The organism is Paenibacillus sp. FSL K6-2524 (genome assembly GCF_038005525.1).
Classification (GTDB): Bacteria; Bacillota; Bacilli; order Paenibacillales; family Paenibacillaceae; genus Fontibacillus; species Fontibacillus anaericanus.
Genome location: NZ_JBBOSP010000001.1, coordinates 1,148,786 through 1,162,255 on the forward strand (window position 1 = coordinate 1,148,786; position 13,470 = coordinate 1,162,255).

Consider the following 13,470-nt stretch of genomic DNA (forward strand, 5'->3'; position numbering starts at 1 on the left):
TATCGTCTTCACTGGAGAAGGTGATAAAATCAGAAATAAGGTCATTAAAAACTATATTAATGTTTCAGTAGTAGTTAATATAGAGTGTGGGGATACAAGAAAATAAAAATTGAGATTTAAAGGGGTACTGTGAAAATGGCAATCCTTTTTCTTATTTAGACGTTCAGCAATGAGCGTCTTTTTTCTTGCGCAAAAATCAGAAAGGAAGTGATAGTCATGCTGAAACCAAAACAATATACCTGCACGTCAAGACCTCCGGCTAAGCCAGTGGTCTTGACGTTGTTTTATACCTCAGCTCGTATATTTCCGTCGGAAGAAATATATTAAAGTTATGGAGATGTTATGCGTGGATTATATAACGACAAAAGAAGCAGCGAAAAATTGGGGAATCACAGACAGAATGGTAGTGTACCATTGCTCTTTCGGGCGGATTAAGGGAGCTAAAAAAATGGGAAATACATGGCTTGTTCCGGCTTACGCTGAAAAACCGGCTGACGGACGATATAGGAGCTGTAAAGTAAAGGATGGTAAAAATAAATGAAACGGATATTTTTGGTTGAGGACGATAAGGCAATCGCTAAAAACCTTATGCTCTTGCTTAATGGGTTAATGATAATCAAATTTTTAAGGGTGTGAGGGTTAATTATGACAGTCTTAATTAAAAAGGCTGAACCACTTATTGTTAACGAACGGATATTACAGGAGATGTGAGCACTTCTTTTTCTAGCTTTATGCCCAGTCGTAATACTTTCACCATGTTCGTTCTGATCATGATGAGCGATTATAGAACAATTCCTGAATGCGGGGGTTACCGCGAAGCTGATGGATGAGAATCAGACATTGTTCCGTCTGAAGGAGCTGGAATTCCTTGAGAAAAAATGCGAGAAAATCAGGTCCATCTCACTAATGGGTGAGCGGGGGATTTGTTGGATTGACATATAACAACGGGCATAGTAAAATCTGCTTAAACAGTTAAGCGACTATGAATAGGCGTCTTTTGCTTAGACGCTATTTATTTTAATTTTTGCTTAACCGGTTAATCAATTTGTAGGGGGTAAAATTTATGAGAAAAAGCAGAGCAATATTTATGGTATTATTATCTATTTTCGTAAGTGTTTTTTTACTGACTGCTTGTGGAAAATCAGACTCAACTATGGAACCTGGTGTATCAAACAACACGGATAGTTCAAAGGAAACGATAGAGAAGACTCTATATACAGTAACTTTTTATGATATGGATGGAAATACGGAATTATCGAAAGAAGAAGTTAAGGAGAGTGAATCAGCAAAAGAATATACCCCGCAGAAAGATAACTATATATTTATGGGCTGGTATGGAACACCTTCTTTAACCCACAAATATGACTTTAGCACACCAGTGACTGCTGATACGAAAATCTTTGCAGGCTTTTTAGAAGAAAAAGAAGATACAAGGAGTTTTGCTGTTGTGGGAAGTGGTAAGAGTCCGATACTAGTCACCTCCAACTGGGGAACTGTAATTGATGACAGTCACATTCTAACCAAGGAAGCTATTGAAAACGTTTACTCCATTAGTATCGATTTGTATGAAGGTGACGAATTCCAGTTAGCGACTAATACTTCATGGTATAACCAAAGGGGAGCTGGCTATTTAACAACGACAAGTCAGGAAGGAATTGAATACTTTGCAGGCGCTGGCAGTAATTATCAATCCAATGAAGCCAAAAGGGCGAATATTAAATCCCTTAAATCTGGTAACTATACACTTAAGTTAACAACATATCCTGGTGCTGATGTCTATGATACTGAGAATAGCAATTACACCGATGAAACGAAAGAAAAATTTAATTCAAACCCCTATGACACCATAGAGTGGGTATATAACGGTGAACCAAAGGACGCAATCGCAGATGTTACAACCTCATACTATATTAAGAGTTCCATTACAACGAATTGGAATGATGTTTATGAGGATAAATACAGATTCAAAGAAATAGATGGAATGCCTGCTTTAACAATTGAGTTAGCAGAGAAAGAAGAATTTTTATTTACTTCCACAGTCAAAACCGGAGACACAGAAAATGTAGGAAATGAGTATGTAAAATTCAGTAATATTAAGGACAAAAATTCACTGGAATTTGTTGAGGGCAGTGTCAGTGACAATATTATCGCAAAAGCGGCGGGAGTGTATACCTTTACCTATAACCCGGAAACGAAAGAACTGACACTAACCTTTAAGGTAAAATAAAAAAATTAAAAGAAAACAGCTGCCGTATATTCTACAAAAGGCAAAAAGGCTGCCACATATTTTTACGGCAGCCTTCTGCAAAAATGATTATACAAATTGGGTGTGTTCCATATCAGGAATGCGATTTATAGCTAAGTCTATGCAATGATATACCCTGTCCATTTTCGAACGTAAGTCATATGGAATATAGCAGGAATTTTCATTTTCTGCCATAAGATCATTCAGAGCATTCTGATTATATACGTAATTTTGATTAGTAATCTCTGAAAAATCCTTTAAATCCTTTACAAACTTTACTTCACGGAAAGTGTTGCAGATAAACGATTTTAATAGCTCATTGTTTGGAGTTAAACATATATAGCAATAATTATCAACTCCAAAATGTTTATCAGCATTTTTCTTTAGAATCTTATAATCGCTGCAAACTTGAAAAAACCAGGGAATATCAATTAAGCAGTCAACGGCAATTACAGGAACAAGATTTTTATCCCCGATACGAAGGAAAAAATCAAGTGTGGTATCAAAACATAAAATGGCATCCACATGATTTAATTTATCAATTTCCTTATTGTCTTGGATAATCAAATGATATCCGTAATGAGTCGAAGCCTCAGATAATGTCTCAATCAAAAGTAATTGCTCAGAACGTTTTAACAGAGAAGTCTCAGTCATCATATAAAGAGCGATACTATAAGTTTTGCTCGTAGACAGGGACCTCGCTGAGGAATTTGGTGTATAGTCCAACAGATTGACTATTTGCATGACCTTTCTCTTTGTTTCTTCGCTGATCCGTTGATCCGTGCGGTTGTTAATAACATATGAAACTGTGGCTACTGAGACACCGGCTTGCTTAGCAATGTCCCTAATTGTAATTTTTTTATCCATGACTTAGTTATATACTTTATTTGCATTTTTGTGAATATATAAAAATCACATCAAAGGAATGAATACTATGAATAAACAAGCAATACTGCATATACCTGAGTCCAAATACTGCTATCCCATAAATCAGAATGCAATAATATTACGTTTACGTATGGATAAAGAAGATGATATAGATCGAATTGAGGTGGTATATGGTGGTAAATACAAGTACTACCTGGAACAAAAAACTGCAGTAATGGAACAAAAATATAAGGATAATCTATTTAAATATTACGAAATAGAGCTTGAGTTGGAAGATGTAAGACTAACCTATGTGTTTCGAATCTGGAAGGGTCAGGAATGCTACTATTTTTCAGAAGATGGACTAACTTCCACCTATGATTTTAAATTGTCCTATTATAATTGCTTTCAGATGCCCTATATAAACCTAAATGATATTCATGAAGTTGTAGAATGGACGCGGAGCGCAGTATTTTATCAGATATTTATTGATCGCTTTAATCAAGGGTTAGTAGATAAAAATACAGATTATATCAATTTGGAATGGGGCGGAGTACCAGACCCCAAGAGCTTTACAGGCGGAGATATTCCGGGTATTACACAAAAGTTAGATTATCTAAAAGACCTTGGGGTAAATGGTATCTACTTAACTCCTGTATTCGAGTCAATTTCTAACCACAAATATGATACATACAATTATAAAAAAATTGACTCGCATTTTGGAACAAATGAGGATTTCTATACACTGGTCAATGAGGCCCATAACCGAGGTATTAAGATTGTATTGGATGCGGTATTCAATCACTGTAGTAATCTGCTGCCACAATTCCAGGATGTACTTATAAAAGGAAAAGAATCAAAGTATTTTAATTGGTTTATGATTGACGGCGACAAAATTGATACCGAAAACATCAATTATGAGGTATTTGCTTATTGTGAATATATGCCGAAGTTTAATACCAGTAACCCCGAAGTACAACAATTTCTACTGGATATAGCTCTCTTCTGGATCAAGGAATATGATATTGACGGTTGGCGCTTGGATGTATCTGATGAGGTTTCTCATCACTTTTGGAGAAAGTTAAGAGAAGCAGTTAAGAAAGTTAAGCCAGAGTGTGTAATTATCGGGGAAAATTGGCATGATGCCAATGCATTTTTACAGGGAGATCAGTATGACAGTATCATGAACTATGCCTTTACCAAAGCCTGCCTAGATTATTATGCTTTCCAGACTGTTAACGCACAGGGGTTTGCTGAAAAGTTAAATCATTTGTTAATGAGAAATAGCGGGCAGGTTAATGCTATGATGCTGAATCTTCTGGATTCCCACGATACGGACCGTTTTTTTACCTCTGTAAATAAGAATAAGGACCGCTTACTTTCAGCCATTGCTGTCATGTGTACGTATATGGGGGCACCTTGTATTTATTATGGAACGGAATTATCACTTGAGGGTGGATATGATCCGGATAATAGAAGGTGTTTTGATTGGGAGGAATCCCACTGGGATATTCCATTTATGGAGATTCTAAAGAATCTGTTGTCATTAAAACAAAAGCCTGTATTCCAGAAGGGAGATATCCGTATTTCCTATGATGAGAATCTATGCTATATCATTCGAACCTTTGAAAACAGTGAAATTAATTTAATTCTGAATCAATCCGGAAAAACAGTAGGAATCAGCCAAACTGGAACAATACTAGCTCAAAATAAATTGCTGGAATGTAACTTATTAACGGATGGATTTGTAATTTATCAAAATTGAGGAGTGGATGATTATGAAGAGATTTCTTTGCCTTGTACTGGTGGCTTTATTAAGTTTTGGACAATTGACTGGTTGTACATCAACAGACGCCTTGGATGAGAAGGATACGTCTGCTGAGGAAAGTGCATTAAAATCAATTTACAATGGAGAGTTAGAAAGAAATGTTACACTTCGTGTCCTTGAAAATGATACTGCCATCCAACAGGGATACTTCAATCAATTAATTGACGCTTTTAATGAAAAATATAAGGAGTATGGAATTGTTGCAGTGGATGCCAATATGGATGAACGCAGTAATTTGGCAGATGACGGACCTTATGGGTATGGACCGGATGTATTGTATCAGGCGAATGATTCCATTATGAAATATGTAAAGGGCAAACATATTTATCCAATCCCTGCGGAGTCTTTGGAGTACTTTTCCCTGATTCCAGACAATGCATGGGATGCATATAAGTCTGAGGTAGATGGCAAATCCTATTATATGGGTGTTCCTGTAAATGTTCAGACCTCCATGTTATTTTATCGTAAGGATATGCTTCCTAATGACTGGGAAACAAATTGGGATGACAATAAGAATAAGGTACCGGACATGGTAGAAAACTGGAATGATTTGTATAAATATTCAAAGTCAATCGTTGAATCAGGTACTGGAAAATATGGTTATATGCGGTCATTATTTGATGTATATTTTTCTTCCGGTTTTCTTTTCTCCTATGGAGGTTATATCTTTGGAGATCATAATACTAACCCAAAAGAAGTGGGATTATCTGCTGGTAATGCAGAGGTTGGAGCAAATGTGTTGTTAAAGCTTGCTTCTGTAATGAATGAAGAGTGCATAGACGATTCCATAACAGTAAATGGCTATAGCAAAATTGCAGATGGTACTTATTTTGCTACTATGACAACACCGGATGTTTATACCTTATTTATTAAAGAACTGACATTGGAATATGAAAAGCAAGGTAAGAGTAAGGAGGAGGCCAAAGCATTAGCTGAAGAAAATCTGGTTGTAGCCGGACTTCCTATGCTACCTGCAAGTGGTGATTTAACGGAAGAAAATCCAGAATTAATACCTCAAAAGGCTATGGGCGGTATAAATGGATATGCTATCAGTGCTTATACTAAAGCACCTAATGCGAGCCTTGCTTTTGTCGAATTTGCCACAAGTTATGAGATGATTATGAAGAGACAGGAGTTGCTTGGAAGTATACCTGCACGTTCCGATGCTGCTAAAGCAGTGGGAGGAGTCTCGGAAATTGTATTTAATAACTTAAACGAAGATAATATTGTAGTCATGCCATCCGTTACTGAAATGGTACAGGTGTGGTCACCGACAGAGACCTTCTTTGCTGATTTGGCAAAAGACGCCTTCCGTACATCCGATAAAAAATATACTTCTACAGAAAAGATAAAGAGTGGGCTAAAGGTTGTAGATCAGCAAATCCTTGATGCCGTCCACACACTTTCTAATTAGAGGTGTCTATATGAATATGTTTAGCCAAAAAATAGAGAAACTAATTTTTTTTAAAAAAAATGCAGGCAAAAATGTGAAAGCGAGTATATGTGTTATGGGCCTGGGACAGTTAATGTATGGTCAAATTGGAAAGGGTATGCTATACCTTACCATCCTTGCCTGTGGAGTTCTCTATTTGATATCTCGGGGTTTTACTGACTTTGTAGGTTTTTTCACATTAGGAACTAAGGAAAAGGATGCATGGTTTGGAATTGAAGGAGATAACTCCGTTGTTATGCTGCTTATGGGTATTCTTTTCATAGCGGCAATTATACTATTTATTAGCTGCTACCTTTCAAATGTTCGAGATGCATATGAAACTCAAGTTGTGGTGGAGAAGGGAGGGAAGCCAAGAACCTTCTCTGAAGATGTGAGAAAGTTACTGGATGATAAATTCTACAAGGTAACACTGTCTCTACCGATTATAGGTGTATTTGTATTCAGTATATTGCCTATTGTATTTATGATTGCGGTTGCATTTACGAATTATGGCGGTAATATTGTTCCTCCCAAACTGGTCGATTGGGTGGGTTTCAACAATTTTATACAGATTGCAACCCTTTCACAATTTGCGCCAACCTTTGGAAAGATTCTTAACTGGAACCTGCTTTGGGCGGTATCCTCTACTTTTTTGAATTATTTTGCAGGACTTGGTCTCGCCCTGCTTCTTAATAAAAAGTGTGTAAGAGGTACGATTATATGGAGGGCATTTCCTATCCTAGCCTACGCAGTGCCTGGATTTATTACCTTGCTTGGTTTCCGCTTTATGTTTTCTTATGGCGGGCCTGTTAACCAAATGATAATAGATATGGGGTATAAAGCCATTGGCTTTTTGGATATCGATGCTAAATGGATGGCAAGGCTTATTGGCTTATCGGTCAACGCATGGATTACAGTACCCTCTATTATGCTATTAACCACAGGTATATTAACAAACCTTGATATGGACCAGTTAGAGGCGGCTAGAATTGACGGTGCAAAACGGTGGAAGCAATTCACAAAAATTGTATTACCTTTTGTTTTGTTTTCGACGACTCCGGTATTGATTGGTCAGTTTATAGGAAACTTTAATAATTTCGGTATCTTTTTCTTCCTCCGTGGCGGATTGTATATGGATGGCTATTTCTTAGCTAGTGATACGGACCTGCTAATTAACTGGCTCTTTAATTTATCCATTAATAACAACTATTATAATATCGGTGCGGCAATCAGTTTAGTCATATTCCTGATCACCTCATTGATTTCACTGTTGGTTTATGTTAAATCGCCATCTTATAAAGAGGAGGATGTTTTCCGATGAAAAAAAACAAATTTCTTCATGCGGCAGATAGCGTTATTACACATTCCACACTTATTGTAGTTTCATTGATTTTCCTCTTTCCTTGTCTTTGGTTGATTTTAGCATCTTTCAGTAAATCAGGATCCATCTACACATATGAGGGCTTTTTCCCCAGTGAATATAGTCTGGATACCTTTAAAACCTTATTTACGGATACCGCCATGTATAATTATCCCCAGTGGTTTATGAATACGTTGCAAATTGCGGTATTCAGCAGTTTGATTGGTACTTTTCTTGTTATATTAACGGCATATACCATGTCTAGGTTCCAATTCAAGAGCAGGAAGAAGATCATGAAAGGTACTCTGATACTTGGCATGTTTCCTTCCTTTATGGGAATGATCGCTGTATATATTATCATGACACAATTCGGACTAATTAATAATTTATGGGGTGTCATCCTAATTTACAGTTCCAGCGCCCCGATGGGCTATTTAACCCAAAAAGGTTTTTTTGATACGGTTCCTTACTCTATTGATGAAGCAGCTAAAATTGACGGGGCAACTAATTTTCAGATATTTCAAAAAATCCATCTGCCATTGTCCCAGCCTATGATCGTTTATACCGCACTTACAAGTTTTACCTTCCCATGGAGTGACTTTATATTGCCAAAGCTATTATTAAAGGAAAAAAATCTCTATACAGTAGCGGTAGGTCTGATGAGCCTTGGCGAAACTGAATTTTCAAGATTTGCAGCAGGCGCCGTCTTTATAGCAGTACCTATTGTTATTTTATACTTCATACTGATTCGTTATATGATAAGTGGTATGACAGCCGGTGCAGTGAAGGGATAAGAAAATAGCCATCAAAGGTGTTTTATTACGAATTTGATGATATTTAAACTTGAGATAATTTATTTTACTGTTTAAGCGAATACTGTCACATCAAAGTTTGTCCAATTTAAGCACTCCACATATGTGGAGTCGGTGGCTTTGTTAGATAGAGGGTTGGGGACGTGGTTTTTTCACGTCCCTATTTTAGTTGCGATTGGAATTTTATGGATACATTTGCATCTGATCCAGGTTAATTGTGTTACTACTTTTGAGAATATCCAGACCGACGAGGCCGTTGACGTAATAATGATTGAACGACTTGAAAAATGGACAATTAATCATCTATTCTGACAAGTAACGATTTAACATTTCGCTTATAATGGAATCAGGATGAGGTGGGGCAATGAGCTGGATTGAGAAGATCCAAGAGGCTGTGGATTATATTGAAAACAATCTTCTGGAAGAACTTTCTGCGGAGGTGATCGGCAAAGCAATTAAGTACTCGTCGTCTTCTTTTCAAAATCTATTCAGTGCTATAACAGGCTATTCTGTAATGGAATATGTTCGGTTTCGCCGTCTGTCCTGCGCAGCGGATGAATTGATAGGAGGCAGGGTTACGGTAACGGAAATTGCCTTTAAATATGGATATGACACGGTGGAGGCTTTTTCAAAAGCTTTCAAGCGATTATTTCGCTGTGCTCCCTCCCGGATTGCCATTTCCGGTTTGAATAACTTCCGATTCGCTCCAATTTCCATACAGATCAGCATATCAGGAGGATTTAGTATGCGGAGAAATATTATTCCTAATTTGCAGAAGGTAGACTGGACGGATACGAAGCGTCAAAACGAATTTGTGAACAGTGTCGTTTCAACGCTTAACGCTATCGGCGAGAACCTGAATTATGATGATGTATGTGCAGTATCGGGTAGCGCGTTTCGCACTTCTTTCTCCATGCCGACAGCGGAACTATGGAATCATGGCAATTATCATGTCATACATACGCCGATCATCATTGAACATATCTTTAGAATGCTCGGATATCGGGTAACTCCCCATGTTCGGGGCACTTATGCGATCGACAAGAAGCTTATTATGGACAGTATTGATAAAGGTATCCCTGTTATTACACTTGAGGGCGTAATCAATTGCTCCGATGCTTGTGTCATTTCCGGTTACGATCAAGATGGAGATGTGCTGCTAGGATACAATCCCTTTATGTATTCAGAAGAGGATCATAAGGAGGAGCCTGACGATACTGGCTATTTCCGCAAATCGAATTGGCATGATGGATTTTTTGCAGAAGGCAGCAAGGGACGAATCCTCATTATCGAGGGAAAAGGCGAGGGGCTGTCCAAGGAGGAAATCTTTGCTGAAACTTTGAAGCTGATCAAACGGCTGATTGTGGAAGAGTATCTCACGCTTGGTCAATATAATGGTCTTGCCGCACATCAGGCATTTGTGAATGCACTTATGACTTATAATTGGGACGACCCTTTTGAGCCTTACCTCAATGTGATGTGCAACTACAAGCAATATTTGGATCGGCAGTATGCGGTTCAATTTTTTTACGATAACGCGAGAGCGGATCTGGCCTCCATTTATGAGCGGATTACCAGACTTTCTCTGGAATTGGAACGACTAATCCCACAAGATTTTTCGGCAGCGCATCTATTTGGTGATAAAAGCAGTTTAAAGCCTTATTGCAATATTTTGCTGGAAATATCCGATTTGGAAAGTGAAGCAGCTAAGCTGATGTAAGTAAAAACTAATTAATAGGTTGTTGATTAATATCATTTATGAATGCGTCATAATATTTTTGTGTTATTAATCATTGACAATCTAAATGCAAATCCGTATAGTACATTCTATTAATTGAAAATTTCGGATATAACATTTCAAACACAATGATTGGGAGTAGTAAGAGTCTATTATTTGGCAAAGAGAGCTGCGGGTGGTGTGACGCAGTCCAATAATGCTCTGAACTCGCCCAGGAGTGGTAAGACAAAAAGAATAGTTGAACTATTCTCTATGTTTTAACGAGTAACCTTCGTTACAGGGTCTTAAAGCTGGGTTTATTATGAACCAACAAGAGTGGTACCGCGGTATGCATAAGGCATGTCGTCTCTTCCTTCATTTGATTATGAAGGAAGAGACGACATGCCTTTTTTCTATGAGAATAGGGTGGAGTAAGCCTCTATTTTATAGTAAGTATTTTAATATGTTTTTTGGAGGTATTGTTATGGAGAAAGACAATCAGAAATTGCAGCGTACAATGACTTCTCGCCATATTACGATGATGGCTTTAGGTGGTGCTATTGGAGCTGGATTATTTAAAGGAAGTAGTTCAGCCATTGATATGGCAGGTCCATCCGTTATTATTGCATATTTGATTGGTGGAATTATTCTATTATTCGTTATGCAAGGTCTCGCAGAAATGGCTGTTCGCAATAGTCACGCAAGAACATTTAGAGATTTAGTAGAATCGATTCTAGGAAAATACCCCGCTTATTTTCTAGATTGGATTTACTGGAAAATGTGGGTATTAAATATTGCAGCTGAAGCCGTTGTTGCAGCCATATTCATTCAATATTGGTTACCGGAATATCCAATTTGGATACTCGCTCTTTCCGTGTCTGTGATCGTGACAGTCATTAACTTATTGTCAGTAAAAGTATTTGCTGAAACAGAGTACTGGCTTGCTTTAATTAAAATCACGGTTATTGTTGTGTTTATTATTGCTGGGTTATTGCTATTACTTGTCACCTTTGGTAATCATACAGCCGTAGGTTTTTCTAACTTAACAAAGCACGGTGGCTTCTTTCCCAACGGATCAACAGGAATTATTACAGCGATGCTTGTTGTGATCTACTCTTATGGTGGTACAGAAATTATTGGTGTTACGTTGGCTGAAACGAAAAATCCAGAAAAAGTTGTTCCCAAAGCCGTTCGCAATACATTAGTCCGGATCATATCCTTCTATATCATTCCATTCCTCATCATTGTAAGTCTAATTCCATGGAATGAAGTTAACGGCGTAGCCGAAAGTCCGTTTGTAATGGTATTTAAAATGATAGGAATTCCAGGTGCAGATCACATTATGAACGCTGTTATCTTACTAGCAATTATTTCATCAATGAATTCAGGGTTATATGGTGCATCACGCGTTCTATACACACAAGCTGTGGATGGACTTATACCACAAATCTTTTCCCGTCTATCTAAAAAGAAAGTTCCTGTTTATGCAATTTTAATATGTACTTCTTTTTTATATATTGGTGTAATCATTTCTTTGTTTGCAGGAAGTAAAACATTTGATTATTTAATGGGTTCTTTAGGATATACCGTTTTATTTATCTGGTTAATCATTGCGATTGCTCATCTGAAATCACGTGAAAATATGCCTGAACAAACAAGCGGCTACAAAGTAAAATTCTTTCCGTATACAACATGGATAGCCATTATTACTTTATGTGCTATATTGATTGGAATTATCTTTACAACTTCTATAATCGTCACAAGTATTACCCTAGCAATTTATATCCTGATTACGTTAACTTATATTTTCAAAGGACGCTTTACAAAGTCTAAGAGAGCGTAAAATATCTTGTGTCGTGATAAGTCAGGGTAAATCCATGAATTAAGAGCATGAAAAATCAAAGAGACAGCCCTTTAAAGTGTCAAAAGAACCGAGCGAGATACCTGGTAACATTTTCCGGATCTCACTCGGTTTTTCCTTTAATAAAAGCCAGAGCTAGGATCGTGGCAGAGTGCGACGATCAATCGCCGTAAGTAAGCAGCTCCGATAAACGCTCTGTTTCCCTTCTTAAAGAAGCACAGACAATACCTCACGCAACGCCGAATCACGAAAAACCCGACAAGGTATCTGCCGGGGATAATATCATTACAAATAATTAGTTTAGCGGCTTTGAGAGAGAAGAGATTTAATAAATTACTTACTATATGTTTTTACTTTAGGCGGGACATAACTTGCAAACTTTTCTAATAATCCTGCTGGCTCCTGATCTACTAAAACCATTTGATGGTACTGATCTTGCAAAAACTGTTGTTCATTCATATGGTCGAAAAATGAAAGCAGCAGATCATAATAATGGTTAACATTTAATATACCACATGGTTTTTGATGCAAACCGATTTGGCTCCATGTAAATACTTCGAAAAACTCTTCTAATGTACCGGGACCACCTGGAAGCGCAATAAAGCCATCTGCTAACTCCATCATCTTGCTTTTTCGTTCGTGCATAGACTCAACAGTAATTAATTTTGTTAAGTTTTTGTGTGATATTTCTCGTTCCTCAAGTAGCTTTGGAATCACACCAATGACTTGACCGCCCGCCTGTAACACAGTATCAGCTACCGTTCCCATGATGCCAACACTGGCCCCTCCGTATACTAAAGTAATGCCACGTCTTACTAATTCTTCACCTAATTTTATTGCCCCTTCTTTGTATGCTATAGATGATCCATTACTAGATCCACAAAAAATAGCTATTTTATTCATAAAATTAACCCCATTTGCGAAATCCTATTTACTAATAATTATAGATAAATTCCGTTTAATAAAATAGGGGGTACATAAATTGGACGTAAATGCGTTAAACGGGAGAAGTAGCACGTGCTATTAGAGCGTTAGAAATTGGTCGAGATCGTCCAGATGAATCCGTCGGAACATACGCTAAAAATAAGCAGGAGTTAATAGAAGAACTTGGTGATGTACTAGGGAATGTTATAGTAATTGCTAACAAGTACGATATTAGTATTGAGAGTATGAAACCCGAACTTTTCTAAGTTCGGTTTTTTTTATATATAGCTCGCCTATAAGAAAGCTATAATAGCTAGATGGTAATCTTAGATGCTCGTTATAACTTTTAACTATAACCAGATATTACTTTTAAGTGTTACATAGATAGTCTTCCTCCATGCTAGAATCAAAGCACAGAAAGAGA

General features: G+C 37.3%; 10 protein-coding genes, 1 pseudogene and 1 other annotated feature. Of the genes and pseudogenes, 9 read left to right on the forward strand and 2 right to left on the reverse strand.

Annotation, left to right across the window (positions count from 1 at the left end; all coding sequences use genetic code 11):
• Positions 1-346: 346 nt before the first annotated feature.
• On the forward strand, positions 347-541 hold the full coding sequence (locus tag NST85_RS05080; RefSeq protein WP_307401320.1) for a DNA-binding protein: 195 nt from the start codon (positions 347-349) through the stop codon (positions 539-541).
• 522 nt (positions 542-1,063) lie between these two features.
• Positions 1,064-2,227, forward strand: a complete 1,164-nt coding sequence (locus NST85_RS05090) for an InlB B-repeat-containing protein (RefSeq protein WP_341188721.1) — start codon at positions 1,064-1,066, stop codon at positions 2,225-2,227.
• An 87-nt stretch (positions 2,228-2,314) separates the two neighbouring features.
• Here the strand turns inward: NST85_RS05090 and NST85_RS05095 are convergent, their stop codons facing one another.
• On the reverse strand, positions 2,315-3,112 hold the full coding sequence (locus NST85_RS05095; protein ID WP_341188722.1) for a LacI family DNA-binding transcriptional regulator: 798 nt from the start codon (positions 3,110-3,112) through the stop codon (positions 2,315-2,317).
• 67 nt (positions 3,113-3,179) lie between these two features.
• Between NST85_RS05095 and NST85_RS05100 the strand changes: the two genes are divergently transcribed.
• The 6 genes from NST85_RS05100 (at position 3,180) to NST85_RS05125 (ending at position 12,104) form a co-directional block, all read left to right on the forward strand.
• On the forward strand, positions 3,180-4,877 hold the full coding sequence (locus NST85_RS05100) for a glycoside hydrolase family 13 protein (RefSeq protein WP_341188723.1): 1,698 nt from the start codon (positions 3,180-3,182) through the stop codon (positions 4,875-4,877).
• A gap of 13 nt (positions 4,878-4,890) precedes the next feature.
• Positions 4,891-6,354 (forward strand): sugar ABC transporter substrate-binding protein, encoded by a 1,464-nt coding sequence (locus tag NST85_RS05105; RefSeq protein ID WP_341188724.1) that lies wholly within the window; start codon positions 4,891-4,893, stop codon positions 6,352-6,354.
• Between the two features lie 10 nt (positions 6,355-6,364).
• Positions 6,365-7,693, forward strand: coding sequence for a carbohydrate ABC transporter permease (locus tag NST85_RS05110; protein ID WP_211350116.1), 1,329 nt, complete (start codon positions 6,365-6,367; stop codon positions 7,691-7,693).
• Positions 7,690-8,526: a sugar ABC transporter permease gene (locus NST85_RS05115; protein ID WP_127192968.1), complete on the forward strand. Its 837-nt coding sequence runs from the start codon at positions 7,690-7,692 to the stop codon at positions 8,524-8,526. Before NST85_RS05110 ends, NST85_RS05115 begins: the two co-directional genes overlap by 4 nt.
• A 382-nt stretch (positions 8,527-8,908) precedes the next feature.
• Complete coding sequence (locus NST85_RS05120) at positions 8,909-10,264, forward strand: helix-turn-helix domain-containing protein (RefSeq protein ID WP_341188725.1); 1,356 nt, start codon at positions 8,909-8,911, stop codon at positions 10,262-10,264.
• A 137-nt stretch (positions 10,265-10,401) separates the two neighbouring features.
• Positions 10,402-10,635: a binding site (T-box leader), on the forward strand.
• Positions 10,636-10,745: 110 nt separating this feature from the next.
• The gene (locus NST85_RS05125) at positions 10,746-12,104 is read left to right on the forward strand and encodes an amino acid permease (protein ID WP_127192966.1); all 1,359 of its coding nucleotides are present in this window, start codon (positions 10,746-10,748) and stop codon (positions 12,102-12,104) included.
• Between the two features lie 351 nt (positions 12,105-12,455).
• Here NST85_RS05125 and NST85_RS05130 read toward each other — a convergent pair whose 3' ends face one another.
• A complete protein-coding gene (locus NST85_RS05130) occupies positions 12,456-13,025 on the reverse strand; it encodes an LOG family protein (RefSeq protein ID WP_341188726.1) in 570 nt (189 codons plus the stop codon).
• 98 nt (positions 13,026-13,123) lie between these two features.
• Here NST85_RS05130 and NST85_RS05135 point away from each other — a divergent pair.
• Positions 13,124-13,312: pseudogene (locus tag NST85_RS05135) on the forward strand (MazG nucleotide pyrophosphohydrolase domain-containing protein); the annotation flags it as partial.
• Positions 13,313-13,470: the final 158 nt, after the last annotated feature.

Excerpts from the sequence above, each read along its gene's own strand:
- NST85_RS05095 (WP_341188722.1), bottom strand. The coding sequence starts at position 3,112 with ATGGATAAAAAAATTACAATTAGGGACATTGCTAAGCAAGCCGGTGTC.
- NST85_RS05125 (WP_127192966.1), top strand. The coding sequence starts at position 10,746 with ATGGAGAAAGACAATCAGAAATTGCAGCGTACAATGACTTCTCGCCAT.
- NST85_RS05120 (WP_341188725.1), top strand. The coding sequence starts at position 8,909 with ATGAGCTGGATTGAGAAGATCCAAGAGGCTGTGGATTATATTGAAAAC.
- NST85_RS05115 (WP_127192968.1), top strand. The coding sequence starts at position 7,690 with ATGAAAAAAAACAAATTTCTTCATGCGGCAGATAGCGTTATTACACAT.
- NST85_RS05130 (WP_341188726.1), bottom strand. The coding sequence starts at position 13,025 with ATGAATAAAATAGCTATTTTTTGTGGATCTAGTAATGGATCATCTATA.
- NST85_RS05100 (WP_341188723.1), top strand. The coding sequence starts at position 3,180 with ATGAATAAACAAGCAATACTGCATATACCTGAGTCCAAATACTGCTAT.
- NST85_RS05110 (WP_211350116.1), top strand. The coding sequence starts at position 6,365 with ATGAATATGTTTAGCCAAAAAATAGAGAAACTAATTTTTTTTAAAAAA.
- NST85_RS05105 (WP_341188724.1), top strand. The coding sequence starts at position 4,891 with ATGAAGAGATTTCTTTGCCTTGTACTGGTGGCTTTATTAAGTTTTGGA.
- NST85_RS05090 (WP_341188721.1), top strand. The coding sequence starts at position 1,064 with ATGAGAAAAAGCAGAGCAATATTTATGGTATTATTATCTATTTTCGTA.